Source organism: Pseudonocardia sp. WMMC193 (assembly GCF_021728735.1).
Classification (GTDB): Bacteria; Actinomycetota; Actinomycetes; order Mycobacteriales; family Pseudonocardiaceae; genus Pseudonocardia; species Pseudonocardia oroxyli.
Genome location: NZ_JAKKDO010000003.1, coordinates 638,435 through 665,078 on the forward strand (window position 1 = coordinate 638,435; position 26,644 = coordinate 665,078).

General features: G+C 74.9%; 25 protein-coding genes. 16 read left to right on the forward strand and 9 right to left on the reverse strand.

From position 1 onward, the window contains the following. Window positions 1-22: 22 nt before the first annotated feature. The 6 genes from L3X23_RS04420 to L3X23_RS04450 all read right to left on the reverse strand — a co-directional run bounded on the left by L3X23_RS04420 (window position 23) and on the right by L3X23_RS04450 (window position 6,561). Window positions 23-1,384 (reverse strand): MFS transporter, encoded by a 1,362-nt coding sequence (locus tag L3X23_RS04420; protein WP_237197926.1) that lies wholly within the window; start codon window positions 1,382-1,384, stop codon window positions 23-25. A 147-nt stretch (window positions 1,385-1,531) separates the two neighbouring features. After that, on the reverse strand, window positions 1,532-2,317 hold the full coding sequence (locus L3X23_RS36550) for an anti-sigma factor antagonist (RefSeq protein ID WP_374204814.1): 786 nt from the start codon (window positions 2,315-2,317) through the stop codon (window positions 1,532-1,534). Then, window positions 2,314-3,012 (reverse strand): hypothetical protein, encoded by a 699-nt coding sequence (locus tag L3X23_RS04435; RefSeq protein WP_237190818.1) that lies wholly within the window; start codon window positions 3,010-3,012, stop codon window positions 2,314-2,316. Before L3X23_RS04435 ends, L3X23_RS36550 begins: the two co-directional genes overlap by 4 nt. After that, on the reverse strand, window positions 3,005-3,607 hold the full coding sequence (locus L3X23_RS04440; RefSeq protein ID WP_237190819.1) for an RNA polymerase sigma factor: 603 nt from the start codon (window positions 3,605-3,607) through the stop codon (window positions 3,005-3,007). Before L3X23_RS04440 ends, L3X23_RS04435 begins: the two co-directional genes overlap by 8 nt. Window positions 3,608-3,711: 104 nt before the next feature. Beyond that, entirely contained in the window at window positions 3,712-4,689 is a 978-nt protein-coding gene (locus L3X23_RS04445) for an iron-siderophore ABC transporter substrate-binding protein (protein WP_237190820.1), read from the reverse strand. Window positions 4,690-4,746: 57 nt separating this feature from the next. Then, window positions 4,747-6,561 carry a BTAD domain-containing putative transcriptional regulator gene (locus L3X23_RS04450; RefSeq protein WP_237190821.1) on the reverse strand — a complete coding sequence of 605 codons (1,815 nt, stop codon included), beginning with the start codon at window positions 6,559-6,561 and terminating at the stop codon, window positions 4,747-4,749. Between the two features lie 41 nt (window positions 6,562-6,602). Here L3X23_RS04450 and L3X23_RS04455 point away from each other — a divergent pair, with 41 nt between their 5' ends. Continuing rightward, window positions 6,603-7,469, forward strand: a complete 867-nt coding sequence (locus tag L3X23_RS04455) for an alpha/beta fold hydrolase (RefSeq protein WP_237190822.1) — start codon at window positions 6,603-6,605, stop codon at window positions 7,467-7,469. A gap of 89 nt (window positions 7,470-7,558) precedes the next feature. Then, window positions 7,559-9,109, forward strand: coding sequence for a long-chain-fatty-acid--CoA ligase (locus L3X23_RS04460; protein WP_237190823.1), 1,551 nt, complete (start codon window positions 7,559-7,561; stop codon window positions 9,107-9,109). A gap of 194 nt (window positions 9,110-9,303) precedes the next feature. Here L3X23_RS04460 and L3X23_RS04465 read toward each other — a convergent pair whose 3' ends face one another. Next, the gene (locus L3X23_RS04465; protein ID WP_237190824.1) at window positions 9,304-10,395 is read right to left on the reverse strand and encodes an LLM class flavin-dependent oxidoreductase; all 1,092 of its coding nucleotides are present in this window, start codon (window positions 10,393-10,395) and stop codon (window positions 9,304-9,306) included. Window positions 10,396-10,498: 103 nt separating this feature from the next. Between L3X23_RS04465 and L3X23_RS04470 the strand changes: the two genes are divergently transcribed. Continuing rightward, window positions 10,499-12,043 carry a CdaR family transcriptional regulator gene (locus L3X23_RS04470; protein WP_237190825.1) on the forward strand — a complete coding sequence of 515 codons (1,545 nt, stop codon included), beginning with the start codon at window positions 10,499-10,501 and terminating at the stop codon, window positions 12,041-12,043. Window positions 12,044-12,048: 5 nt separating this feature from the next. After that, complete coding sequence (locus L3X23_RS04475; protein WP_237190826.1) at window positions 12,049-12,651, forward strand: TetR/AcrR family transcriptional regulator; 603 nt, start codon at window positions 12,049-12,051, stop codon at window positions 12,649-12,651. On the opposite strand, the gene L3X23_RS04480 is transcribed toward L3X23_RS04475, so the two are convergent. After that, on the reverse strand, window positions 12,625-13,425 hold the full coding sequence (locus L3X23_RS04480; protein ID WP_237190827.1) for an alpha/beta fold hydrolase: 801 nt from the start codon (window positions 13,423-13,425) through the stop codon (window positions 12,625-12,627). The two genes, L3X23_RS04475 and L3X23_RS04480, sit on opposite strands and share 27 nt — an antisense overlap. 1 nt (window position 13,426) lies before the next feature. After that, window positions 13,427-14,419, reverse strand: a complete 993-nt coding sequence (locus L3X23_RS04485) for an LLM class flavin-dependent oxidoreductase (protein ID WP_237190828.1) — start codon at window positions 14,417-14,419, stop codon at window positions 13,427-13,429. 131 nt (window positions 14,420-14,550) lie between these two features. Here L3X23_RS04485 and L3X23_RS04490 point away from each other — a divergent pair, with 131 nt between their 5' ends. The 12 genes from L3X23_RS04490 to L3X23_RS04545 all read left to right on the forward strand — a co-directional run bounded on the left by L3X23_RS04490 (window position 14,551) and on the right by L3X23_RS04545 (window position 26,636). Continuing rightward, window positions 14,551-15,228 carry a response regulator gene (locus L3X23_RS04490; protein ID WP_237190829.1) on the forward strand — a complete coding sequence of 226 codons (678 nt, stop codon included), beginning with the start codon at window positions 14,551-14,553 and terminating at the stop codon, window positions 15,226-15,228. 43 nt (window positions 15,229-15,271) lie between these two features. After that, a complete protein-coding gene (locus L3X23_RS04495; protein ID WP_237190830.1) occupies window positions 15,272-15,937 on the forward strand; it encodes a 2OG-Fe(II) oxygenase in 666 nt (221 codons plus the stop codon). 49 nt (window positions 15,938-15,986) lie between these two features. Then, window positions 15,987-16,850 carry an alpha/beta fold hydrolase gene (locus L3X23_RS04500; RefSeq protein WP_237190831.1) on the forward strand — a complete coding sequence of 288 codons (864 nt, stop codon included), beginning with the start codon at window positions 15,987-15,989 and terminating at the stop codon, window positions 16,848-16,850. 54 nt (window positions 16,851-16,904) lie between these two features. Then, window positions 16,905-17,177, forward strand: coding sequence for a DUF3040 domain-containing protein (locus tag L3X23_RS04505; RefSeq protein WP_237190832.1), 273 nt, complete (start codon window positions 16,905-16,907; stop codon window positions 17,175-17,177). 121 nt (window positions 17,178-17,298) lie between these two features. Continuing rightward, window positions 17,299-18,252, forward strand: a complete 954-nt coding sequence (locus L3X23_RS04510; RefSeq protein WP_237190833.1) for a PDR/VanB family oxidoreductase — start codon at window positions 17,299-17,301, stop codon at window positions 18,250-18,252. 11 nt (window positions 18,253-18,263) lie between these two features. Then, window positions 18,264-19,496 (forward strand): Rieske 2Fe-2S domain-containing protein, encoded by a 1,233-nt coding sequence (locus L3X23_RS04515; protein ID WP_237190834.1) that lies wholly within the window; start codon window positions 18,264-18,266, stop codon window positions 19,494-19,496. Next, on the forward strand, window positions 19,496-20,356 hold the full coding sequence (locus tag L3X23_RS04520) for an alpha/beta fold hydrolase (protein ID WP_237190835.1): 861 nt from the start codon (window positions 19,496-19,498) through the stop codon (window positions 20,354-20,356). Before L3X23_RS04515 ends, L3X23_RS04520 begins: the two co-directional genes overlap by 1 nt. Next, window positions 20,353-20,595 (forward strand): hypothetical protein, encoded by a 243-nt coding sequence (locus L3X23_RS04525; protein WP_237190836.1) that lies wholly within the window; start codon window positions 20,353-20,355, stop codon window positions 20,593-20,595. Before L3X23_RS04520 ends, L3X23_RS04525 begins: the two co-directional genes overlap by 4 nt. Then, a complete protein-coding gene (locus L3X23_RS04530; RefSeq protein ID WP_237190837.1) occupies window positions 20,592-21,914 on the forward strand; it encodes a hypothetical protein in 1,323 nt (440 codons plus the stop codon). Before L3X23_RS04525 ends, L3X23_RS04530 begins: the two co-directional genes overlap by 4 nt. A 40-nt stretch (window positions 21,915-21,954) precedes the next feature. Further along, on the forward strand, window positions 21,955-22,632 hold the full coding sequence (locus L3X23_RS04535; RefSeq protein ID WP_237190838.1) for a TetR/AcrR family transcriptional regulator: 678 nt from the start codon (window positions 21,955-21,957) through the stop codon (window positions 22,630-22,632). A gap of 142 nt (window positions 22,633-22,774) precedes the next feature. Continuing rightward, the gene (locus L3X23_RS04540; RefSeq protein ID WP_237190839.1) at window positions 22,775-23,248 is read left to right on the forward strand and encodes a (2Fe-2S)-binding protein; all 474 of its coding nucleotides are present in this window, start codon (window positions 22,775-22,777) and stop codon (window positions 23,246-23,248) included. Continuing rightward, entirely contained in the window at window positions 23,241-26,636 is a 3,396-nt protein-coding gene (locus L3X23_RS04545; RefSeq protein WP_237190840.1) for a molybdopterin cofactor-binding domain-containing protein, read from the forward strand. Before L3X23_RS04540 ends, L3X23_RS04545 begins: the two co-directional genes overlap by 8 nt. The last annotated feature ends 8 nt before the right edge of the window (window positions 26,637-26,644 follow it).

A 26,644-nucleotide genomic window follows, 5' to 3' on the forward strand; every position in this document is an offset into this window, starting at 1 on the left:
TCCGTGGAGCGTGTGCGGGTGATCAGATGCGGGCGGGGGCGGTCTCGTCCTCGCCGACCCGGACCGTGGCCGGGCGGCGCATGTAGACGAGATAGGTGACGACCGCGCAGACCACGTAGAAGGCCAGGAAGGCCCAGAAGGCCGGGACGCCGCTCTTCGTGGCGGCGAAGGACTGGCGGAAGGCCAGGTTGATCGCCAGCCCGCCGAGCGCGCCGACCGCGCCGATCAGCCCGACCGCGGCGCTGGAGATCCGGCGGGCGTGCAGCAGCGCGGCGGCCCGGTCCGCGCCCCGGCCGACCCGCTCCAGGGCCTGCCGCCGGAAGATCGCCGGGATCATCTTGTAGGTCGAGCCGTTGCCCAGGCCGGAGAACAGGAACAGCAGGATGAAGCCCGCGGTGAACAGGGCCAGCGAGTTCGAGCCCGAGGCCAGGATGCAGATCAGGGCGGAGACGGCCATCGCGAGGTAGGTCAGCGCGCTGACCCGCGCCCCGCCGTACCGGTCGGCCAGCCAGCCGCCGACCGGGCGGATGAACGAGCCGATCAGCGGGCCGATGAAGGTGACCGCCGCGGCCTGCAGCGGGGTGCGCCCGAACTGGGTCTGCAGCACCAGGCCGAACGCGAACGAGTAGCCGATGAACGAGCCGAACGTGCCGATGTAGAGGAAGGACATGATGCCGGTGTCCTTCTCCTTCATCGCCAGCGAGAAGGCGCCCTTGTCGTTGCCGACGCTCGTGATGTTGTCCATGTAGAGCGCCGCGCAGACCGAGCAGATGACGATCAGCGGGATGTAGACGGCGAGCAGTAGCCGCGGCGAGCCCGCCCCGGCGGTCGCGATGACGAGGAGCCCGATCAGCTGGATCAGGGCGACGCCCAGGTTGCCGCCCCCGGCGTTCAGCCCGAGCGCGGCGCCCTTCTTCCCCTCCGGGAAGAAGGCGTTGATGTTCGCCATCGACGAGGCGAAGTTGCCGCCGCCGAAGCCGCCCAGGGCCGCCATCAGCACGAACACCCAGTACGGGGTACCGGGCTCGAGCACGAAGGCCGCCGCGACCGTCGGGATGAGGAGCAGCAGACCGGAGATGACGGTCCAGTTGCGGCCGCCCAGCCAGGCCACCGCGAACGTGTAGGGCACCCGCAGGATCGCGCCGACCAGCGTGCCGGTCGCGCCGATGAAGAACTTGCCCGCCGCGTCGACGCCGTACTCCGGGCCCATGAACAGCACGAAGACCGACCACAGCGTCCAGATCGCGAACCCGACGTGCTCGACGAAGATCGACGCCCACAGGTTGCGGTTGGCGATCTTCTTGCCGGTCCGCTCCCAGAACCCGGCGTCCTCCGGCTCCCAGTGGCCGATCCACCGGCCCTGCACGAGACCACGGTCGGCGATCTGCGCCTCCGTGGTGGTGGTTCCTTCTGCGGTCGCAGTCACGTGCTGCCCTTCGGCTCGGGTCGTGGACGGCCCGAACGGTAGGCAGACCGGATTACCCCGGGGTGGCCCCGTGTGACACGAGCGCAAAGGCCCGCTCACCTGCGTTCAGCGGCGGTGTGAGGGTCCGCGCAGCCGGGCGTCGTCGACGGTGAACCCCACCTCCGCGCCGCCACCCGCTCGCGGCCGGGCGAAGACGGTGCCGCCGTGGGCCTGCGCGACGTCCCGGACGATGGACAGGCCCAGGCCGGAGCCGGGCAGGCCGCGGGCGGAGTCGGCCCGGTAGAAGCGGTCGAAGACCCGCACGACGTCCTCGGCGGCGATGCCGGGGCCGCGGTCGGACACCGTCACCCCGCCCGCCCCGACGCGCACCTCGACCGGCGCCGCGCCGTCCGGGTCGAACTTGACGGCGTTCTCGAGCAGGTTCCCCACGGCCCGCTCCAGGCCCTGCCTGCGGCCGAGCACGGTGGTGTCGCCGTCGGCGTCGACGCGGACCTCCCGCCCGCTGCGCCGCCGGACCCGCTCCGCCGCGGTGCGCGCCTCCTGCGCCGAGCCGGGCGCGATCTCGATCGTGCGGTCCAGCCCGGTCAGGGTGAGCGGACGCAGGACCGCGCGGTTGTCCGGGCCGGGCACGACGACGAGCCTGCCGCCGCGCCGTCGGGCCTGCTCGGCGCCCTCGAGGAGGGCGGCCAGACCGTGCGAGCCCAGGAACCGCACCCGCGACAGATCGACGACGACGGTCTCGCCCGCGCGGACGAGTGCCTGCAACGCGGCGTCGAGGGGTGCGGCGGTGACGGTGTCGATCTCGCCCTCGACCTCGAGGACCGTGACGCCCGCCCCGTGCTCCACCACGGCGAGCCGCCACCCGTCCGGGAGCCGGTACGGACCGGTCATCCCACGCCCTGGTTCTTGTGCTCGCCCTTCGCCTTCTCCTTCTTGGGGCCCGCGGGGGTCTCGGCGCGCCGGGACTGGCCGGGAGGTCCGGCGGCCGGGGCCGGCGCCACGGTTCCGGGGATTCCGGGGGCTCCGGGGGAGTCGGGGTGCGGGCCGGCGGGCGGCCCGCACGCGGCGGGCCCGCAGCCACCGACGACGCCGACGACGCCGGCGGCGATGTCGGCCCCGGTGACCGCGTGCGGCGGCGGCTCGGCCCCCGCCTCGTTCGCCGGGGCCCCCGCGATCTCGGACGCGGCGGCGTCGGCGGCGGCGTCGGCGGCGTTGCCCGCCACGGCGCCGGGCTGCGCGGAACCGGGTCCGGGCCCGGGGGTGAGCGTGCGGGTCGGCGCGGCGGGTGCGGGGGTGGAGTTCTGCGCGGCCAACGCCACCCCTCCGGACGCCGTGCCGGCGACGGCGAGCGTCGCCAGCACGGTGCGTACGGCGACGAGCCGGGGGCGGCGTGCCGCCGGGGGCGGCGTCGCGACCGCGGCCGCGAACGCGCTGCGGGCCGCGGACTCGCCCCGCAGCTCCCGCGCGGACCCGGGGGCGCCGGCCGCGTCGAGCAGCCGCCGCAGGTCGTGGCGCCGTCCGCCGCCGTCGAGGAGGCGGTCGGCCTCGGCGTCGGTCAGCCGGGTGCGGTCGCGTCGCTCACCCATCGTGGGCCTCCCGGGCCGTCGGGACCACGGCGGGGTCGAGCTGGTCGGCCAGCCTCCGCAGCCCGCGGTGCGCGGCGACGCGCACCGCGCCGGGCCGCTTGCCGAGGACCCGGGCCGCGGTGGGGCCGTCGAGCCCGACCACCGCGCGCAGCAGCACGGCCTCGGCCTCGGTCCGCGGCAGGGCCAGGATCAGTTCCAGGGCCCGGCGGGTCCCGAGCCGCTCGAACGCGGTCCCGTCGGTGCGCGCGTCGTCCGCGACGACGGCGAGCTCGGCGACCTCCGCGAGCTCGACCGTGGCCACGGGGCGCCTGCTGCGGGCCCGGGCGGAGTCCATCGCCCGGTTCCGGCAGATCGTGGTGGCCCAGCCGCGGAAGCCGTCCAGGTCACCGGTGAATCGGCGCAGGTCGCGGGCGACGTGCAGCCAGGTCTCCCCGGTCACGTCCTCCGCGTCCGCACCCACGAGCGCGGTCGCGTACCGGATCAGCCTCGGCTGCAGGTCGCGGTAGAGCGCGACGAACGCCTCCTCGTCGCCTGCCCTGGCCGCCGCCAGCGCCGCGTCGAGATCCAGGTGTGGCGGGCACACCACGACGGACACTCCACCACCTCCGGTCGATGACGGGCCGGACGCCGGGGGGCGGTACGTCCGACCCGTCACGCCCTCAGCGCCGGAGACGGGCGAGGCGTTACAGACCGCAGGTGTCAGGCGGTGGAGTTCGCCGGGTCGCCGTCGGTGGCCGCGGCGAGGCGCGGTGTGGCCAGGTCGATCGCCACCGGGAGGGAGAGCGGGCTGCTCATGCCGATGGCGCCGTTGATCTCGGTGCCGAAGCCGCCGGTGTAGATCACCCGGTTCTGCTGGGCGGCGGGCAGCGACCCGAAGGTCGGCTCGGCCGCCATGTCCTCGGGGGTCGCGCCCATCAGCACCACGACGTCCGCCTCGAGCGAGCCGTAGGACTCCGGGCCGACCGAGCCCGTCACCGCGGTGGGGGTGAACCCGAAGTCGGTCCAGAACCGCGTCCGCAGGTCGGTGGGCTCGAGGGCGTAGGTGCCCGAGTCGAGGCCCCACAGCACGACGGAGATCGACTTGCCCTGGAAGGAGGGGTTCGCGGCGATCGCGTCGGTGAACCGCTGCTCGGTGTCCGCGACGATCCGCGTGGCCTCGGCCTGCTTCCCGAGCGCCCGTCCGGTGATCTCCATCTGCTGCTGCCAGGTGGCGCCGTCCGCGGTCGGCGCCGCCACCGTGGGGGCGATCCGGCTGAGGCGGTCGTAGTCCGCCTGCGTCATGAACGAGTACACGCCGAGGATGAGGTCGGGGCGCAGGGCCGCGATCCGCTCGAAGTCCAGCTCGCTGCTGCCGACCTTCTCCGGCTGTGTGCCGCCGAGCGCGGCCTGCGCCCAGCTGCGGCCGTCGGCGTCGAAGTCGCCGAGGACCTGGCGCTCGCCGACCGGCTGCTCCCCGAGCGCGAGCACGAAGTCAGCCTCGTTGAAGCCGACGGTCACGATCCGCTGGGGCTTCGCCGGGACGGTCGCGCTGCCGTACTGGTGCGCGATGGTGACGGGGAACGCGCCGTCGGGAGCGGCGCTCGGTGCGGCCGAGGGCTCCTGGGACGGGCTCGAGCAGCCGGCGAGCGCGACCACGGCGCTCAGGAGGACGGCCGCGCCGAGGCGGGGGAGACGCATGGGGGTCCTTTCGTCGACCGCGCACGATCCGCGGCGGCGCGCAAAGGGTAGCCTCGCCTATCTGCTTCGGCAATCGTAGGCCCGCAGGTCACGGAGGGTCTCGGCCACTGCGCCCACCGTGATCATGCCGCTGCCCGCACCCGCGATCTCGTGCTCGGCCGGGGCGAGTGCCGCGGCCGCCCGCGCGACGAGCGCGTCGTCCCCCGCGGTGAGCCCGGCCCGGCCCGCGAGCACCCACAAGGCCTCCTGGAGCTGGTCCGGCGGAGGATCGGGGAGCGTGGTGGGCCCCCCGCGGAGCGCCCCGATCCACGGCGCGTAGGGGCCCGGCTCGACGGGCTCCGGCACCGGTTCGCCGCGCTGCACGGCGAGGCAGGTCAGGGCCAGGTCGAGCAGGCCGTGTTCCACGCCGGGCATCCCGCGGTCCCGCAGCTCCGCCGCGGCGGCGCGGTAGCGGTCGGCGGCGTCGGGCGCGCCGTCGTGGGCCGCCCGCATCGCGGCGAACCAGCGGGTGAGCACCGCGACCGACGGGCGGTCGTGTCGGGCGCCGAGGTCGTCCGCGGCCCGCGCGTGGACGGCGGCGGCCCCGAGGTCGCCGAGCGCGGACAGTGCCTGCAGGCGCACGAGGTGCCCGAGGACCGCGAAGTTCGGCGAGGCGGCGGGGAGGTCCAGGAGCTCGCGGCCGAGGGCGTCGCGCTCCGCGGCGAGCCCGCACCGGTGGAAGGTCTGCATCCAGCGCCCCGCCAGGGCGAAGGCGCGCAGCGCCGGATCGCCGACCTCGCGGGCGAGCCGCTCCGCCTCCCGCGCGGCGGCGCCGCCGCGGGCGCCGGGGAGCCCCCGGGACTCCAGCGCGATCGTCGCGAGGAGGCGGGCGCGCAGCGAGGGTTCGTCGTCGGGGAGCGCGCGCAGCGTCCGCTCGGCGGCGCCGACGACGGCGGCGGCGCCTGCCGGATCGTCGGAGCGGGCCCAGGAGCCGGGCAGGTCGTAGGCCCCGATCACGCGGGCGGTCAGCACGGGGTCCCCGAGCTCCTCGGCGGCGGCGATGACGGCCGGGCGCTGGCGCGCCGCGTCGACCGGGCCCGCCCCCGACAGCGCGATCCCGCGCAGCAGCGTGACCGTGGACTCCAGCGTGGCCGCGGCGCTGCCGGACCAGGCGGCCGCGGCCCGGGCGAACAGCCGATCGGGGGTGGAGTCCAGGCGGGGCGCCCGCTGCAGGATCGCCGTCTCCAGCTCCGCGAGCCGGGGGCCCGGGTCATTGCCGAGTTCGTCGGCGAGCAGGGTGCGGGCGCGGCGGAGGACGGCGAGTGCGTCGCCGGGCCGGTCCGCCCGGTAGTGCGCCAGGGCGAGCAGCCGCCACCCCTCCTCCCGCCACGGGTGCTCCGCCACGTGCGCCTCGAGGTCCGGCACGGCCTCGTCGGCGCGGCCGCCGTCGACCCGCTGCTGGGCGAGGGCCTCCACGGCCGACAGGCGCAGCGCCGTCAGCCTGCCACGCTCGGCGCGTGCCCACTCCGCGTCGGGGAAGTCGGCGAAGGCGGGGCCGCGCCACAGCGCCAGCGCCGCCTCCGGCGGGAGCCGTTCGAGCTCCCAGGCGTCCACGGCGACCCCGCGCAGCGCGTACCCCGGCCCCTCGGTCACGAGCAGGGCGTGCGCGGGGTCCATCGCGGCGCGCAGCGCGGAGACGAACGTGCGCACCGCGCTGCGGGCGCCCGCCGGGGCCACCGGCCAGAGGTCGTCGATCAGGACGGGGAGCGGCACGACCCGGCCGCGGGCGGCGACGAGCCGGGCCAGGAGCTCCCGGTGGCGCGGCCCCTTCACCGGCCGCGGGCCGTGCTCGTCCCGCACCGTCACCGGGCCGAGGACCTCGACGCGGATCAACGCTGACCGGTCGCTGACCGGTGTCCGCGACGCTCGCGGGCATGAACGGATTCACCACCGAACGGGTCCCGGCCGCCGACGGCGTGCACCTGAACGTGGCCCACGGGGGCCACGGGACGCCCGTCGTGCTCCTGCACGGCTTCCCCCAGACCCACCTCATGTGGCGGCACGTGGCCGCCGACCTGGCCGGCGACCACCACGTGATCTGTCCGGACCTGCGCGGGTACGGCGGGAGTGACAAACCCCGGGTCACGGGGGAGGAGACGTACGGCAAGCGGGCCATGGCCGCGGACGTCGTGGCCGTCGCGGGTCACCTCGGCGTCGACCGGTTCGCGCTCGTCGGGCACGACCGCGGGGCGCTCGTCGCGGTCCGCGGCGCGCTCGACCACCCGGAGACCGTCACGCACCTCGCCACCCTCGACGTGCTGCCCACCCTCGACATGTGGGACATCCTGCACGGCGCCGACGCCGCCGTCGCCTGGCACCTCTACCTGATGGCCCAGCCGCCCGGACTGCCCGAGCAGATGATCACCCGCAGCGCCGACGAGTTCTTCGGGCACTTCCTGGACGCCTGGGTGCGGCACCCGGGGGCGATACCGGCCGACGTGCGGGCCGAGTACCTCCGGGCGAGCCGGGAGGCGGTGCCGTCGATCGTCGCGGACTACCGGGCGTCGGCGGGCGTCGACCTGCGCCACGACCGGGCGGACCGCGACCGGGGCCGCACGCTGCGGATGCCGGTCACCGCGGTGCAGCAGAGCTGGGGTGACCGGCTCGGGTTCGACGGGGCCGCGCTGTGGCGGCGCTGGGCGACGGACCTCGAGCACGTGACCCTCGACGCCGGTCACTTCATGCCGGAGGAGGCCCCCGCGGAGATCATCGCGGTGATCAGGTCCCTGCTGGGCCGCTGAGCCGGCCGGTGGGGAGACCTTGAGACTCTCCACAAGGGTCCCGCGGCTCCGGTCGTGACAACCCGACCGGAGCCGGCGAGGCTGGGGCCATGACGGACCTGCTCCTCTCCGACTTCGTCCGGCGGGCGCGGCGGCACCATCCCCACCGGGAGATCGTCTGCTACGCCCACGGCGAGGAGGTCCTCCGCTACGACTACGCGGCCTACGCCGCCCGCGTCGACCGGCTCGCGGGCGCCCTGCGCCGGCTCGGGGTGCGGCCCGGCGACCGGGTCGCCAGCCTCGCCTGGAACCACCACCGGCATCTCGAGATGTACGCGGCGGTCCCGGCGGTCGGCGCCGTGCTGCACACGCTCAACCTCCGGCTCTCCGCCGAGGAGATCGCCTACATCGCCGGGCACGCGGACGACCGCCTGATCGTGGTCGACGCGGACCTGCGGCACCTGCTCGACGGCGTCGACCCGGCCCTGGGCGTGATCGACTCCGGCGAGGAGTACGAGCGGTTGCTGAGCGCCGCCGAGCCCTTCGACGGCGAGCCGGGCGTGGGCGAGGACGACCTGGCGGTGCTCTGCTACACCTCCGGCACCACCGGCCGTCCCAAGGGGGTCGGGTACAGCCACCGCGGCCTCTACCTGCACACCTTCGCCGCCTGTCTGGCGGACGGGCACGCGATCTCGGCCGCGGACACCGTCCTGCACGTGGTCCCGATGTTCCACGCCAACGCCTGGGGGGTGCCGTTCGCCGCCACCATGGCGGGGTCGGCGCAGGTGCTGCCCGGCCCGCACCCGACGCCCGCCGACATCGCCCGGATCATCGAGCGGGAGCGGGTGACCTACACGGGCATGGTCCCGACGGTCGCCGTCGACCTGGTGCGCCACGTGCGCGCCGAGGGTGGGGACCTGAGCAGCCTGCGGGCGCTCGTGCTGGGCGGGTCCACACCGTCGTCGGCGCTGATCAGGGACCTGGAGGAGGGCCTCGGCGTCCCCGTGTACCAGGGCTGGGGGATGACCGAGCTGTCCCCGATGGCCACGTTCACGCGCCCGCCGCAGCCGATCGCGGACCCGGAGGAGCGTCGGCGCCGGACCCGGATGCAGGGGCGGTTGCTGCCCGGGCTGCAGTGGCGCATCGTCGACGACGCCGGGGCCGAGCTGCCCTGGGACGGTGAGGCGGCGGGGGAGCTGCAGATCAAGGGTCCCTGGGTGGCCACCGGCTACTACCTCGGCGAGGCCCCCGAGCGGTTCGACGACGGCTGGCTACTGACCGGCGACATCGCCGTGATCGACCCCGACGGCTGGATGCGGGTGGTCGACCGGGCCAAGGACCTGATCAAGAGCGGCGGGGAGTGGATCAGCTCGCTCGCCCTCGAGCAGGCCCTGCTCGCCGATCCCGCGGTGGAGGACGCCGCGGTCATCGCGATCCCGCACCCCCGCTGGCAGGAGCGCCCGCTGGCCCTGGTGGTGTCGCAGGACTCCCCGGAGGTGCTGCGGGGCAGGCTCGCCGAGCGGGTCCCGGCGTGGTGGCTCCCGGAGCGCATCGAGATCGTGGACACCCTGCCGCGGACGAGTGTGGGCAAGCTGGACAAGCGCGCGCTGCGCGAGTCCCTCCCCGCCCCGACCCCGGCGAACGGCGCGTTCGCTCACTAGGTGTGAGCGAACGCGCCGTTCGCTCCAGCATGCGCGGGACCCGCTCCAGCATGCGCGGGACCCGCTCCAGCAGGCGCGGCACTCTGCGGCATCCGCTCCACCACCCTGCCCCGACACCCCCATTCAACGCGAACGGCGCGTTCGCTCACTAGGTGTGAGCGAACGCGCCGTTCACCGGGCGGGTGGGTGGGAGATCAGACGCCGGCCGGGGTCTGCACGCCCATCTTGTGCAGCTCGGGGACGACCTTCTCGCCGAACAGCTTCAGCGAGGCGCGCACCTTGTCGAACGGCAGACCCGCGAAGGACGGCGCGATCGAGGGGTGGTGCGGGCCGAGCACCTCGAGCCGGTGCCGGTACTTCTCGATGCACTGCTCGGGTGTGCCGAACACCTGGGTGTCGGCGTAACCCGCGGCCGCGGCCTCCATGCCCGCCTCGCGGATCATGTCCGCGCCGGACTGGTAGGCCTCGTAGCCCTTGGTGTCCCGCCAGTGCTCCCCGGCGAAGTCGTAGTGCTTGACCACGGACAGGAAGTAGCGCGAGAGGTACTCGCGGGCGGTCTTGTCCGCCTCCTCGGCGTCCTCGTGGCAGTAGACGAAGTCCTGCGTGTGGACCGGGAGCGGCTCGGTGCCGTGGGTCTCGCGGTAGATGTCGCGGTACCGGTTGATCGACTCCGCGTGGATCTCGGCCGGGTACTGCATGAAGGTCATCATCCGGGCGCCGACCTTCGCCACCGCCGGCACCGAGTCCGGCGACATCGCGACGCCGTAGATCCGGCCGGTCCAGTCGTGGCCTGCGTTCAACCCGGGCCGGACGGTCGCGCGGGGCTGGGGGTAGAAGGGGCCGTCGCCCTCGACGTAGCCGTTCTGCAGGCCCGCGACGATCATCGGCGCGGCCTCGTCGAACCGCTGGCGGGACTCGTTCATGTCCACGCCGAACTGCTCGTACTCCATCTTCGCCAGGCCGCGGCCCATGCCCAGCAGCAGCCTGCCGTTCGACAGGTGGTCCAGCATGATCGCCTTCTCGACCACTCGCAGCGGGCTGTTCCACGGCAGGATCACCGCCCCCGTGCCCAGCTTGATCGTGCTGGTCCGCCCGGCCAGGTAGCTCATCAGCTGCAGGTTGTCCGGGCACATCGAGTAGTCGTCGAAGTGGTGCTCGGCGGCCCAGACGGAGTCGAAGCCGTACTCCTCGGCCAGGACGCCGAGCTCGGCCTCCTGCTGGAACATCTCGCCGTCGGACAGGTTCTCGTGCCAGTTCTGGAACACCAGCAGCACACCGACATCCATGTGGGCGTCCTTCCGCGTGGCTCTTGCCCTAACGACTGTTAGGGGGCAGATTGTGACGGTAGTCGCAGCGCTGAACCACCGACAACGATGTCGAGGGAGCCCCATGGCGAGTCCTACAACCACCCCCGTCCAGGACGTCGCGGACGGGCTGGCGCTGGTCCTGCGGGCGGTGCGCGCCGAGCTGGGACCGGTGCGGTGCGCGGTCCACGTCCGGCGGCCCGACGGTGGGCTCGCCCCGGTCGCCAGCGCGGGGGAGCGCGGCGGCCACACCAGCGCCGCCGTGCCGCTCCTCGTCGAGGGCGAGGTCGCGGGCGTGCTCGAGATCGAACGGGCCGAGACCCCGTCGGAGGGCAGGCGAGACGACGACGCGGGCGCCGCCGCCCCCTACGCCGCGCTCGCCGAGTCGATCCTCGCCCGCGAGCGCGAGGCGCTGCGCGGGGCCCGGCAGCGCCGTGAGCTGGCCGAGCTCGGTCGCTGCCGGACGCTGCAGCGCAGGCTCGCGGCCGAGGTGGCGGCAGGCGCGGAGGGGCGTCGGCTGGTGGAGCTGCTCGCGGAGCTGCTCGGCACCGAGGTCGCCTGGCTCGACGCGGCGCTGCGTCCGGTCGCGGGCCGGGGCGTGCTGCCCGGCACCGCGCACGTCCGCACCGCGCTCGACGGGCTCGGCCCGAACCGGGCCTCGATGGTGCTGCCCCCGGCGCCGGACCAGGGACTGATGCGCAGGCACGTGGTCGCGGCACTCGTCGGGGAGGGCGAGGTCTGCGGTTTCCTCGACGTCGTCGAGACCGGACGGCGGCTCGGGCAGGCGGACGCGCAGCTCGCCGAGTGGGCGGCCGGCGTCCTCGCCCTGCAGACGCTGTCGGAGTCCCGGCGGGCCGAAGCCGTGGTCCAGGCGCGCGACGACGTGCTCGGCGAGCTGGTCCGTGGATCGCGTGCCCCGGAGGACCTGGCGCGGATGGCGGCGCACGTGGGGATCGCGGTGGACCGCCCGCACGTGCTGGTCCGGCTCCCGGTCGCGAAGGACCGGGAGGCGCGCGAGCAGCGGGCGGCGGTGGCCGCGCTGGTCGGAGGCCCGCTCGGCCCGGTGCTGGCGATCGCCGAGCCGGACGCGGTGATCCTGCTCGTCGGGGTGGCAGCCGGTGCCGAGGGGCGGGTGCGCACGACGCTCGGCGGTCTGCTCGACCGGGTCGCCGCGCTCAGCGGTGTCCCGCGCGCGATCGTGTCCGCGGTGTGCAGGCGGGTCGCCGACTACCCGGCCGCGCACGGCGAGGCCCGGGACGCCGAGGCGATCGTCGCCGGGTTCGGCGGGCGCTCGGGCGTGGTCGACGCGGCGGACTTCCGGACGTTGCGGCTGGTCGTGAACGGGGAGCGCACCTCGGTGGCGGTGCGCTTCGCGGAGTCGCTGCTGGGCCCGCTGCGGCGCAACGACGCCGAGACCGGCGGAGAGCTCACCGCGACACTGCGGCACTACCTGCACTGCGGCGCCCAGGTCCGGGCCACGGCGAAGGCGCTCGGGGTGCACGAGAACACCATCCGCTACCGGCTCGGCCGCATCGAGCACGTCGGCGGGCTGGACCTGCGCCGCTTCGACGCCCTGTTGGCCGCGCAGCTGGCCCTGCAGGTCGACGAGCTGGTGCGGGGAGGATGCTGACACCCGTGACCGAGACAGCGCGCGCCCCCGCACCGCCCGGGTCGCGGCGGGCCGAGCTGGTGGCCGTCGCGACCCGGCTCTTCCGGGAACGCGGCTACCACGGCGTGGGGATGCGGGCGATCGCCGAGGCGGCGAACATCCAGGCGGCGTCGCTCTACCACCACTTCGCGGGCAAGGAGGAGCTGCTCCTCGAGTCCATCTACCTGGTGGACCGCGACATGGTCGTGGAGCAGCTGCCGCTGCTGGACGGGCCGGGGACGCACCGGGAACGGCTGGCGCGGCTGGTCGAGGGGCACGTGCGCCACATCGGTGCCCACCGGGACGCGTGGTGGGTGGCGGGGCGCGAGCTGCGCGCGCTCACCCCGGCCAGGCTCGACGAGGTGCAGGTCTACCGGCGGCGCTACCAGCACGAGATCGGGGACTTCCTGGCGGCGGGGACCGCGGCCGGGGAGTTCGACTGCCCCGACCCGCGGCTGGTCTCCCTCGCGCTGCTGGACATGCTCAACGGGCCCAACGAGTGGTACGAGCCGGGCGGCAGGCTGGACCTGGACACCCTGGTCGCCCGGTACCAGGACCTGGCGCTACGCCTGGTCCAGAAAGCGCAGTAGCTCCGTCTGGTAGGTCGCCGGGTCCTCCAGGAACGGCGCGTGTCCGCAGCCCGGGAACTCGACCAGCCTGCCGTCGCGGGCCAGCTCGATGCCCGCGCGGGCCCCGGAGATCGGCACGAACGCGTCGTCCGTGCCGTGCAGCGACAGGATCGGCACGGCGAGGCTCGCGAGGAGCTCGCGCTGCTCCACGTCGACGAGGTCGCGCAGGCCGAACGCCGCCTTGGCGCCGGTCTGCATGAACTGGAGCCAGATGGCCTCGTTCAGGTCGTCGGACAGCGGCTTCGCGGCGACCGCGGCGGTGATGGCGCGGAAGGTGGCCGCGCGGTCCGCGGCCAGCCCGGCGATGACGGCCTCGGTGTCCTCGGGTCGTCCGCCGTGCGGCCAGTCGTCGGTGGCGCTGTAGCGGGGCGTGGCGCCGCCGGTCAGCACCACGCCCGACACGGCGTCGCCCAGCTCGGCCGCGGCGGCGACCACGACCGCGCCGCCGAACGACCAGCCGTCGAGCACCGGCCGGTCCAGGCCGAGCTCGCGCACCAGGGCCACGACGTCCGACGCGATGGCGGCCACCGACACGTCGTCGAAGTCCCGGTCCGACCGCCCACACGCGCGGTGGTCGATCAGCACCACCTCGTGGCCCGCGGTCAGCAGCGCGGTCAGCGTGGTGTCCCAGCACTCGCTGGTGGCACCCCACCCGTGCACCAGCACGACCGGCCGGTTCGGGCCGCGGTGGTGCTCGTAGTAGACGCTCTTGCCGTCCCGTGCGAGGAATGCCATCTCAGAGCCTTTCGCGGACTTGGGGGATGACCTTGGTGGCCAGGTACTCGATCCGGGCGGACCCGGACTCGACCGACTCGCCGGGCAGCTGCGCCCAGAAGTGCACGTCCCGGATCTCGGGGCGCTGTCGCAGCAGCTCGGCGTAGGTCTCGACGGCCTGGGCCGCGTCCATCAGCTGGTACGCGCCCGCGTCGACGATCTGCTGCGGGTCGGTGAACCGCGGCACCGCGTCCGGCGGCCCGAAGGCGCCCCAGCCGATGTACTCGTTGAGCTGGTAGAGCGCGTGCGGCCCGATCCGCGCCCACGTCCGCTCGGGGTCCTCGGCGATGATCGCCCACTGGCCCGCGTAGATCGCCGCGGTCGTGCCCCGGGCGGCGCACGCGTCGAGGTAGGCCTGCTGGTGGGCGTTCTGGGTGGAGAGGAACCCGTCGGCGATCCGGGCGGCGCGCTCGATCGCGGGCTCGGCCATCGCGCCGACCAGCAGCGGCGGGGTCTTCTCCGGCCGCGGGGTCACGGCGAGGCCCTCGGGCAGCTCGTAGCGCTTGCCGCGGAACCCGTCCGCGTTCCCCGCCCAGGCGCGGCGGATGACCTCGACGCCCTCCTCCAGCAGGCTCGGTCGGTTCCGCACCCGCTGCCCGAACGCCGCGAACTCCCGCTCCCAGTACCCCTGCCCGACGCCGAGGGCGAACCGGCCGTCGGTCAGCAGGCTGAGCGTGGCGGCGTCCTCGGCGAGGCGCACCGGGTTGTGCAGCGGCGAGACGATCAGGTTCGTCCCGATCCGCAGCCTGCTCGTGCGTTCACCGATGGCGGCGGCCAGAACGAAGGGGGAGGGGCTGTAGCCGTCGGGAACGAAGTGGTGCTCGGTCAGCCACACCGACCCGATGCCCTGCTGCTCGGCCCACGAGATCTGGTCGAGCGCCTCGCGGTAGAACGCGCCGAAGGGCCGCTCCGGATCGGGGTTGCGGAAGTCGTACCAGAGTCCGAAGTCGACCATCGCCGCGCACCTCCAGGGTAGGTGCGGGGAGACTCCCGAGGTCGCGCGCGTGTGTCACTCCTCCCCGGACCTCGGCGTTGTGGACAACCCCAAACGGTCGGCGGCGCGGGGCCGGGTGCCAGGATGGGGGCATGACCCGGGTGCTCGTCGTCGACGACGACCCGGCCATCGCGCGGGCGTTGCGGATCAACCTCACCGCGCAGGGCTACGACGTGGTGTCGGCGGCGGACGGCGCGAGCGCGTTGCGGGCGGCGGCGGACCGCCACCCGGACGTCGTGGTGCTCGATCTGGGGCTGCCGGACCTCGACGGCGCGGACGTCATCGCGGGGATCCGCGGCTGGAGTCCCGTCCCGATCCTCGTGCTGTCCGCCCGGACGGACTCCGGGGAGAAGGTCGCGGCCCTCGACGCGGGCGCCGACGACTACGTGACCAAGCCCTTCGGCATGGACGAGCTGCTGGCCCGGCTGCGCGCGGCCGTGCGCAGGGGGGCTGCCGCAGCGGCCGCCGAGCCGGTGCTGACCCTCGGCGACCTGACCGTGGACCTGCAGGCCAAACGCGTCCGCCGCGGGTCCGAGACGGTCCACCTGACCCCCACCGAGTGGGGCATCCTCGAGATGCTGGCCGAGCACCGCGGCAAGCTGGTCGGGCAGCGGGAGCTGCTGCGCCGGGTCTGGGGCCCGCAGTACGAGGACAACCGCCACTACCTGCGGGTCTACCTGGCCCAGCTGCGCCGCAAGCTCGAACCCGACCCCACACACCCCCGCTTCCTGCGCACCGAGGCGGGCATGGGCTACCGGCTCGACGTCTGATTCCCGCCGGACCGGGCCGGTCGCGCGGACCACCCTGGTGACCATGGACCTGCGGACGCTGGACACCGAGGGGATCGCCCGGATCCCCGCGCTGCTGACCCCCGGCGAGTGCGCCGAGACCGCGGCGCTGTTCGACGACGACGACCGGTTCCGCAGCACCGTCGTCATGGCTCGGCACGCGTTCGGCGAGGGCTCGTACCGGTACTTCGCCGACCCGCTGCCCGACCTCGTGCAGAAGCTCCGCGAGGAGCTCTACCCGCCGCTGGCCCGCGTCGCGAACGACTGGGCGGCCCGGCTGGGGGAGCCCGGCCACCCGGAGACCCTCGCCGAGCTGCGGGCGTGGTGCGCGCAGGCGGGGCAGACCCGCCCGACCCCGCTCCTGCTGCGCTACGGCCCGGGCGGGCACAACCGCCTGCACCAGGACGTCTACGGGGACCGCACTTTCCCGCTGCAGGTGTCCGTGCTGCTCGACCGACCCGACGTCGACTTCACCGGCGGCGAGAGCGTCTTCACCGAGCAGGTGCCCCGGCAGCAGTCGCGGGCGATCGTCGAGCGGCCCGGGCAGGGGGACGCCCTGGTGTTCCCGGTCCGGTACCGGCCGGTGCGGGGGGCGCGCGGGGTGCACCGGCGGCAGCTGCGGCACGGGGTGAGCGCGGTCCGCTCGGGCCGCAGGCACGTGCTGGGGATCATCTTCCACGACGCGCCGTGACGACCGTCGTCACGTCCGGGCACGCGCCGCGACGTGGGACCATCGGTCGGTGACCGAGACTCCACGCTGGTTCGCCGAGGCCGTGGCGCAGCGCCCCACGCACGCCGACGTCGAGGTCGAGGGTGCCCGCGTGCACTACCGCGCCTGGGGCGACCCCGCCGACCGCGGGCTCGTGCTGGTGCACGGCGGGGCCGCGCAGTCCGGATGGTGGGACCACGTGGCGCCGTTCTTCTCCGCGACGCACCGGGTCGTGGCGCTCGACCTGTCCGGGCACGGGGACAGCGACCACCGCCCGGCCTACGACCTGGAGCAGTGGGCCCGCGAGGTGCTCGCCGCGGCCCGGGCGGGCGGCATCGCGGGTGCGCCGCTGGTGGTGGGGCACAGCATGGGCGGCTGGGTCACCACCACCGTCGGGGCGCACCACGGCGCCGAGGTCGACGGGATCGTCATCATCGACTCGCCGCTCAACGAGCAGCCCCCGGAGGAGGAGCGGCTGCGCCGCACCCAGCGCGAGGCGCGCTACTACCCGGACCGGGAGACGATCGTCGGCCGGTTCCGGACGACCCCCGCGCAGGAGACCATGCTCCCGTACGTGCGCAGGCACATCGCCGAGCAGTCGGTCCGCGAGACGCCGCAGGGCTGGACCTGGAAGTTCGACCCCACGATGTTCGCCGAGCGGGTGCTGCTGCGGCAGCTGCTGCCCGAGCTCAAGTGCCGCGCGGGTTTCCTGCGCTCGGAGTTCGGGCTCATCCCGCCGACCATGGCCGGGGAGATCGATGCGCTGCTCGGGCACCGGGTGCCCCTCATCGACCTGCCCGCGACCGGCCACCACCCCATGCTGGACGAGCCGTTGGCGCTGGTCACGGCCCTGCGTGCGTTGCTGGGCCAGTGGGCGGTCGACGACCTCTTGTAAACGTCGTGTTTCCGGTGTGTGATCGTGCCGTTATCGCCGATCAGGGGGACACCGATGCTGAACAGTCGGGAGCGCGCCCAGCTGCGCGCGATCGAGACCGCGCTGTGGCTCCAGGACCCGGCGTTCTGCCGCCTGCTGACGACGGGGCGGGTCCGCTCCGCCGCCCCCCGGCGGTTCTCCCTCGCACTCCTGGTGCTCGGTGTGGTCGGGATGCTCGCCGCCATGACCGTGCTGTCCACGCTGGGCGTCGCGGTGTCGGTGGTGCTCGCCCTGGTCGGCGGCGGGCTCTGGCTCTGGTTCAGCGGCGCCGTCACGCCCGGTCGCTGAGGCCGCGCTCGTAACACCGCCGTCACAATTGTGGCTCTGACCTGCCGCGATGCGGTCTGCGCCACCTTCCGCACCGTCCTTCTGACCTGTACCGTACTTAGTACGACTACAGGAGGTGTCCGTGACGTCGACCGATGTCCGCACTCTCGAGCCGGCGCCCGGACTGCCGGGCGAGGGCGTGCTCGAGCTCGAGGTGGTCGAGCTGCGGCGAGAGTCCGAGCGGGTGCTCTCGGTGCTGCTCGCCGACCCCGCGCGCAGGCTGCTGCCCGCCTGGACACCCGGCGCGCACATCGACCTCGGGCTGCCGGACCACGTGCGGCAGTACTCGCTGTGCGGGGACCCCGCCGACCGGCGCGGCTACCGGATCGCGGTCCTGCGCGAGCCCGCCTCCCGCGGCGGGTCCGAGTACGTGCACGCCGTGCTGCGTCCCGGGGAGGTCGTCGAGGTCGGCGGTCCGCGCAACCACTTCCCCCTCGTCGAGGCCGCGGAGTACGTGTTCGTGGCGGGCGGCATCGGGATCACCCCGCTGCTGCCCATGATCGAGGCGGTCACCTCGGACTGGCAACTGTTCTACTGTGGACGCTCACCGGCGTTCCTGGACCGGTTGGGCGGTGACCCGCGGGTCGTCGTGCGGCAGAACCGGTTCGACCTCGCCGCCGTGCTCGGCGAGCCGCGACCGGGGGTGGCCGTGTACTGCTGCGGCCCCGCCCCGCTGCTCGCCGCGATGGAGGTGACCTGCGCCGACTGGCCCCCGGGCACCCTGCACCTCGAGCGGTTCACCGCCGCCCCGCGGGACCCGGCCGCCCTCGCGGACGACGTGCCGTTCGACCTCGTCGCGCGCCGCAGCGGTGTGCGGGTCACCGTGCCCGCGGGGGAGAGCGCCCTCGACGTGCTCGAGGCCGCGGGCGTCGCCCTGCCCAACGCCTGCCGGGACGGGCTGTGCGGCAGCTGCGAGAGCCGCGTCCTCGCCGGGCTCCCCGAGCACCGCGACGTCCTGCTCGATCCCGACGTGACCGACCGGGTCCTGCCGTGCGTCTCGCGCGCCCGCACACCCGAGCTCGTGCTGGACATCTGAGAGGCCCGACCGTGACCGAACTGATCGACTCCACCACCGAGGAGGCGCCGCGGCGCGCCCCCCGCCGCCGCGGCCGTGCCGCGGCGTCCGTGCCGGCCGCGCTCCCGCCCGGTCCGCCCGTGCAGGACGGCGCGGACTGGGGGTCCTGGGCCACCTACGAGGCCGCCGAGCTGGGCTTCCGGAACTACTGGTACCCCACCGTGTTCGTCCACCAGGTCGGCCGCGCGCCGCTCGCGGTGACCGTCGCGGGGGAGAAGATCGTCCTGGTCCGGGACGACACCACCGGGGCGATCCGGGGGCTGCACGACCGCTGCCCGCACCGCGGCGTCCCGTTGTCGCTGGGGCGCAGGCAGTTCCCCGGCACGATCTCCTGCCCGTACCACGGCTGGACCTACGGCTTGGCGGACGGCGAGCTCAAGGCGGTGATCACCGACGGGCCGGACTCGCCGATCTGCGGGCGCCTCGCGGTCGCGACCTACCCCGTCGAGATCCGGCTCGGTCTGGTCTTCGTGTGGATCGGGGACGGCGACCCGCACCCGGTCGAGCGGGACCTGCCCCGCGAGCTGACCGAGAACGCGCTGGTCCTGGGCGGGCGCAACGAGATCCGGGACGGCAACTGGCGCTTCGCCGCCGAGAACGGCTTCGACGAGGGCCACGCCAAGTACCTGCACAACACCGCGCTCTGGCGGCTGTTCAAGGTCATGCCGACCTGGAACCTGACCCGGATCGAGGAGCGGGACGGCTGGCTCATCCGCGTCCAGGACGAGGTGCACTGGGACGCGGAGTTCCCGGGGGTCGGCACGTTCAGCAACAAGCGGTGGTGGAAGCGGATGCCGCTGCCGGACCGCCCGGGCAAGAACGGCGACGCCAACCCGGTGATCGCCGCGCTGGACCTGCCCGGGTTCGTGTCCATCCGGCTCCCCGGCCTGCTCCGTGTCGCCTACCCGCAGTTCATCCACTACGAGTGGTACGTCCCGGTGGACGCCGACCACGTCCGGTACGTGCAGCTGATGGTGCGTTTCGAGACCGGGCGCAAGGCGCTCGCGTTCAAGGCGAAGTACCTCGCCGCGATCCGCTGGCTCTTCCACGGCCAGTTCACCGCGCAGGACGCGTGGATGGTCGACGTGATGGACGCACCGCCCGAGCGGCTGTATCGCCCCGACCTCTCGCTGACCGCGTGGCGGCGCCACGTCGAGCAGGCGGGCGTCGTGGTGCAGCCGACCGAGAAGCGCGTGGGCCACTGATGGGCGGGATGGTCGGCGGGGTGGTCGGCAGGGTGGTGGACGGGCTCCACGTCACCCGGCTCGGCCCGCGGGACCGCCCGCCCACCGTCGTGCTGCACGGCGGCGGGCCGGGCTGTCACGCGGCGGCGGACTTCGCCGCGGTGCTGGCGCTGCGCCCGGACCGGCCGTGGCTGCTGGTCGACCTGCCCCGCTACGGGGGCGCCCCGCTGCCCGCACCCGCGGGAACCGGCCCGGAGCTCCCCCCGGGCCGGTTCTCGGGGCCCGCCGCGGCGCTGGGCGCTCTGCTCGATCGGCTGGGCCTGCACGGGGTGGACGTGCTGGCCCAGTCCCTCGGCGGTGCCGTCGCCCTGGCGCTCGCCGCGCGGCGGCCGCCGCACGTCGGGCGGATCGTGCTGGTCGGGAGCACCCCCGCCGCGTTCCCGGGCACCGCCGCGGACCCCGGCCTCGGCCCCCGGCTGCGCGACGCCCTGTACGCCGACCCCGGCCCGACCACCATGCGTGCGCTGATGGAGGGTGCCGAGTGGCACACCGGGCGACCCTCGGCGGAGCTCGTGGCCGCGCGGCTGCGGGCCGCCACGACCGACGTCGCGCTCGCGGTGGCCACCGACCCCGCCGCCCGCGGCGCCGACGAGGACCTCGGAGACGTCCTCGGGGAGGTCACCGCCCCCGTGCTCGCGGTCTGGGGTGCACACGATCCCTTCGCGGGCCCCGACTACGGCGCGGCGCTGGCCGCCGCCCTGCCACACGGCGACCTCACCGTCCTCGCCCGCACCGCGCACCACCCCCAGTCCGAACGTCCGGAGGCCGTCGCCGCGCTGGTCGACGCGTTCCTCCCCGTCCCCCACCGGAGCGCCGCATGAACCGCCCGCTCGCCTGCGTGCTCGCCTGCCTCACCGCCCTGGGCGGGCTGGTCGCCCTCGACCGCGCCGTCGCCCGCCGCCACGGCGCCGGGCTGCTCGTCAAGGCGGGCCGGGCGACGACCGTGCTGACCGTGCCCGCTCCCACCGTGCCCGCTCCCACCGTGCCCGCTCCCACCGTGCCCGCTCCCACCGTGCCCGCTCCCACCGTGCCCGCTCCCACCGTGCGGTCTGCGCCGTGACCGCCCTCGAGCCCGCCCCCGTCCTCGACGCCGAACAGCGCGACTGGGTCGCGGCGGCCCGCGCCCGGTTGTCCCGCGCCCGGCTCACCGAGCTCGTCGTCGGCATGGTCGACATCCCGAGCCCCACCGGCGAGGAGGCCGAGCTGGCCCGGTGGCTCGCCACCACCCTGGGCGCGGCCGGACTCGAGGGTCGCTACCAGCCGATCGACGACCGCCAGGGCAACGCGATCGGCGTCCTGCGCGGCACCGGCGGCGGGGAGGACGTGCTGCTCTACGCCCCCATCGACACGTTCACCGTCGGCGACGAGGCCGAGGACGTGCCGTGGATCGGGCCCGCGCTGCGCCCGGACATGCGCCCGCGCGCCGAGGTCCACGGCGACCACGTGCTCGGGCTGGGCGCGAGCAACCCCAAGGGCCACGCGGCGGCGGTCGTCGCGGCCGCGGAGGCACTGGTCGGGACCCCGCTGGCCGGGGACGTGACCGTCGGGCTCGGGGCCGGGGGCATGCCGACCAACGGCAGGCTCGCCCGCGGCCTGACCCGCCGCAACACGGGCCAGGGTTCGGGCTGTTCGTTCCTGCTGGAACAGGGCGTGTGGGCCGACCACGCGGTGATCGCCAAGCCCGGCTGGGCCGTCGCCTGGGAGGAGGTCGGGCTCTGCTGGTTCGAGGTGCGGGTCGGCGGCACGTTCTCCTACGTCGGCTCCCGGCACCGGATGCCCTACCGCAACCCGATCCTGCACGCCGCCACCGTGATCCAGGAGCTGGAGGCCTGGTTCCCGCAGTACGCCGCCGCGCACACCGACGGGCTGGTCGCGCCGCAGGGGATCGTCGCCTCGGTCGAGGGCGGGTGGCCGCGGCTGGCGTCGGCCACCTCGGCCCTGTGCCGGTTCACCGTCGACCTGCGGACCTCCCCGCGGCAGACCCCCGCAGAGGTCCGCCGCGAGTTCGGCGCGGAGATGGACCGGATCCGTGCGGCCTACCCGGAGATCGAGCTGGACTGGGACATGGTGCTGTCCGTCCCCGGCACCGCCACCCCGACCGACGCGCCGGTCGTCCGGGCGGCCGTGGCCGCCTGGGAGGAGGCCGAGGGCCGCCCGCACGTCCCGATCGTCGCCAACTCCGGGGCCACGGACGCGAACATCCTGCGCAACCGCGGCATCCCGACGGCGCGCATCGGGATGGACCGCATCGGGCCGGACGCCCCGATCCCGCTGGACTTCCCGGCCGGGATGAACGTCGTGGACGTCCGGGAGGCCGAGCGGCTGGCCCGCCACCTGATCCACACCGTCGTCGCGCTGGCGGGTCGTCGGCGTGGCTGAGCGGACCGTAAGGTCACCCGGACGGACCGGGAGGGGTGGCATGGGCAGGGAGTCCGGTCGGGGCCGCGGCGCGACGCTGACCCCCGACCTGATCATCGAGGCCGCGCTGCGGCTGTCCGATGCGGACGGTGACCTCGACAAGCTGACGGTCCGGCGGCTGGCGGCCGAGCTGGGCGTCGGCGCGATGACCCTCTACAGCTACTTCCGCAGCCGGGACGAGATCCTCGACGGGATGGCCGACCGGGTGCTCGGCCGGATGTCGCTGCCCGCCGGGCCCGCCACCGACCCGGCCCAGGCGATCCGCGAGGTCGGCCACGGCTTCCTGCGGATGATGCGGGACCACCCCACGGTCGTCCGGCTGCTCGCGACGCGGATCACCGACAGCCGCACCGCGCTCGCGGGCGCCATGGAGGGGCCGCTGCAGCGGCTCGTGGACGCGGGCATCCCCGGACCGGTCGCGGTGCGCTGCTACGGCTTCCTGATCACCTACGCGATCGGGTTCGCGAGCTACCAGGTGCCCCGGCCGTGGGGGCACAGCGGCGAGGGATCGGACGCGGACGAGCAGCGCCGCCAGCGCTCGCACGTCTACTCCGCCCTGCCGCTGGACCGTTTCCCCCGGCTCGTCGAGCTGTCCGACGAGCTGGTCGCCCTGCCCTCGGACGCGCAGTTCGAGTTCGGCCTGGAGGCGTTCGTCGCCTCGGTGGTCCGGTCGCTCTGACCCCGCTCCGACTCCCTGCGCACGGTCGTGCGCACACCGTCTGAGCAGCGTGAACAGTGTGTTACACGACATGGTGCCGCGTCACGTTCGCTTGCCGCGCGCCGCCGCGGTCGTACAGCGTACGACCGGTGAGGAGGCCTTCGTGACCCAGCTCCACCGGCTCGTCGTCAACGGCGAGGAGATCGACGTCGAGGCGTCCGGACTGACCCCCCTGTCCACCGTGCTGCGGGAGCGGCTCGGGCTGACCGCCACCAAGGTGGCGTGCGGCCGGGGTGAGTGCGGCGCCTGCACCGTGCTCGTCGGCGGCCGCCCCCGGATGGCCTGCGCGACGCCCGCGGTGCTCGTCCGTGAGCCCGTGTGGACCAGCGAGGGGCTGGCGGCGGAGACCGCGGACCTGCGCGCCGAGTTCGCCGACACCGGCGCCTTCCAGTGCGGTTTCTGCACCCCCGGCCAGGTCGTGCACGCCTGTTCCCTGCTGCGGGACGAGGCCGACCGGCCCGCCGCGGGCAGGCGCGAACGGGTGGCGCACGCCCTGTCCGGCAACCTCTGCCGCTGCACCGGCTACCAGGCCATCACCGAGTCGGTCTGCCGGATCGCCGAGGCCCGACGTGGGTGAGTGGATCGGAGCCCGGGTCCGCCCGCTGGACTGGGACGACCGCAGCGTCGGCCGGGTCGCCTACACCGCCGACCACGTCGTCGCCGAGACGCTGGCAGGCCGCGCGCCGCTGCACGGGGCGATCCTGCGCTCGCCGCACCCGTACGCCGAGATCCGCCGGATCGACGTCTCCCGGGCGGAGCGGATGCCCGGCGTCCGCGCCGTGATCACCGCGGCGGACTTCGCGCCCGGCATCACCTACCTGCACCGCGGCGCCCCGCTGTCCGATCGGCCCCCGCTCGCGGCGGGCGTCGTGCGGCACGTCGGGCAGGAGGTCGCCGCGGTCGCCGCGGACACCCCCGAGCTGGCCCGCGCCGGGCTGCGGGCGATCCGGGTGCGCTACCGGGTCCGCCGGGCGCCGCTGACCATCGGCGCCTCCCGTCGGGCGGGCGCCGTGCGCCTGCACGAGCGCACGACCGCCGAGCCGAACGTCGCACAGCACCTGCGGATCGAGTGGGGGGACGCGGCGGCCGGTCGCGCCGCGGCGTCGGTGCGCGTCGCGGGCCGGTTCGTGCACCCCAGCGTGAGCCACGCCTGCATGGAGCCCAACACCACGCTCGCTGCCTGGGACCCGGACCGCGAGATCGTGGAGCTCTGGACCTCCACCCAGGCGCCGTGGTTCATCGCCAAGGAGGTCTCGCACCTGCTCGGGCTGCGCCACGACCAGGTCGTCTGCCGCGAGGTCGCCGTGGGCGGCGGGTTCGGGTCCAAGTCCAAGGCGTCGGAGCACGAGGTGCTGGCGGCGGCGTTGGCGCGCAAGGCCTCCCGGCCCGTGCTCGTGGAGCTGACCCGCGCCGAGGAGTTCGGCGCCAACAAGCCCCGGCACCGTTTCGAGACCACCCTGACCACCGCCGCGGACGCGGACGGCGTCCTGCGGGCGCTCGACGCGGACGTGGCCGTGGACAACGGCGCGTACAACCACATGGGCACCTCGGTCATGCGGGTCGGGGTGATCACCCTCGGCTCGATGTACCGGCCGGACGGGGTGCGCTTCGACGCGCGCCTGGTCGACACGGCCACCCAGCCCGGCGGCCAGTTCCGCGGCTACGGCACCCCGCAGGTCTCGCTGGCCATGGAGTCGCAGGTCGACGAGATCGCGGCCGAGCTCGGCGTGGACCCGCTCGAGCTGCGGCTGCGCAACCTCGCCCCCGAGGACGCCACCACGCTGTGCGGCTACGAGGTGGGCACCACCCGGCTCGGCGACTGTCTGGTCGCGGTGCGGGAGGGGCTGGACTGGGCGGCGCCGCGTCCGCCGGAGCGGGACGGGATCGCGCACGGCAAGGGGGTCGCGGGCGGCAGCCACGGCTCCGGCGCCTACGCCTACGAGCACGCCGACCGCAGCGACGCCGCGCTCGACCTCTACGCGGACGGCCACGTCCGGGTCCGACACGGCGGTGCGGACGCCGGGACGGGCCAGAACACCATCCTCGCCCAGATCGCGGCGCAGGAGCTGGGGCTTCCCCTCGACCGGGTCTCGGTGACCAGCATGGACGGCGAGCACACCCCGTTCGAGCTGGGCGCCTGGTCCTCCCGCGGCACCCACATGACCGGGTCCTCGGTCGGGCAGGCCGCCCGCGAGCTGGCCGGCCGGCTGCGGGACCTCGCGGCGGCGAAGCTCGGCACCGAGGCGGTGACCCTCACCGGCGGACGAGCGGTGTCCGAGGAGGGGGCCGTCGACCTGGGCGACCTGGTGGCACTGGCGGACGACGCCCGCCCGGACCCGGTGCCCGGGCCGCGGGAGGGCGAGGACGTGCTCTCGCACGAGACCTCGTACCGGGTGGTCGGCACCGAGCCGCTGAACCCGGCGAAGAGCACCGCGAACCTCTCGCCGACCTACGCCTACGCCGCCCACGGCGCCCGCGTCACGGTGGACCGGCTGACCGGTGAGGTCACCGTCGTGGACTACGTCGCGGCGCACGACGTGGGCCGACCGGTCAACCCGACGCTGGTGGAGGGCCAGATCGTCGGGGGTGCGGCGATGGGCCTCGGCGCGGCGCTGGGGGAGGAGCTGATCCGTGAGGGCGGCCGGGTCGTCAACGCCGGGTATCTGCACTACGCGATGCCGCGCAACGCCGACCTCCCGTCGATCCGTCCGGTCGTCGTCGACAACCCCGACGAGGCCCGCGGGCCCTACGGCGCCAAGGCCGTCGGCGAGATGTCGATCATCCCGCCGGGCGCGGCCGTGGCGAACGCCGTGGCGGACGCGATCGGCGTCCGGATCCGGGAGCTGCCGATCACCCCGGACAAGGTGCTGACCGCGCTGCACGCCCCGCGCTCGTTCGGGATCCTGCGCAGGCCGAGCCGGTGGTGGGTCGCGGCGATCCGGGCGGCCTACCCGCTGGGCCTGCACCACGTGCTGCACCACTGGGGTACCCGCCTCGGCCCGGCGTACCGGGCCCGCAGACGTGCCGTCGTGCCCGCGGCGCCGCTGGTCCACGCGCCGGAGACGCTCGACGAGGCGCTGGTCCTGTTGCGCGACAAGGGCTCGGCCGTGCTCGGCGGGGCCACGGAGGCGCCGATCGAGCGCCGCGCCGAGGTCCGGCCCGCCCCCGTGCTGGTCAGCGTGGCCGCGGTGACCTCGCTGCGCGGGATCACGACGGGGGAGACCGGGACCCGCATCGGCGCGGCCACCACCTTGGCCGAGCTGGCCGCACACCCGGACCTGCCCGCGGCGCTCGCGCAGGCGGTGGAGACCATCGCGTCCCCGCAGATCCGCGAGGCCGCGACGGTCGCCGGGAACCTGGTGCAGGCCAAGCGCTGCTGGTTCTTCCGCAACGGCTTCGACTGCTACAAGCGCAACGGGGTGCTGAGCCCCTGCTACGCGGTGCAGGGTGACCACCGGTTCCAGCACGCCGTCGTCGACGGGCACCGCTGCCAGGCCGTCACCCCGTCCGATCTCGGCACCGTCCTGCTGGCGCTCGACGCCGAGGTGGAGACCGACCGGCGGCGGATCCCGATGGCCGAGTTCTACTCCGGGCCCGGCGAGACCGTGCTCGGCCAGGGCGAACCGGTCGTCGCCGTGCACCTCCCGCCCGGGGAGCGGACCACGAGCTTCACCAAGCTCGCGCTCTACACCGGCGACTTCGCCGCGGCCTCCGCCGCGCTCGCGGTCGAGAAGGGGCCCGACGGCGCCTGGACCGACGTGCGGATCGTGCTCGGCGCGATGGCCCCGACCCCGCTGCGGATGCGGGCGGCCGAGGACGCCCTGCGCGGCCGGGCCCCCGAGCCCGCCGAGGTGGCCGCCGCGGTCGACGCCGAGCTCGCCCGCCGCGCCCACCCGCTGCCCGGCAACGCCTGGAAGGTCGATGCGGCCGCCGGCCTCGCGCACCGGGCCGCGCACGCCATCTGACCTGCACA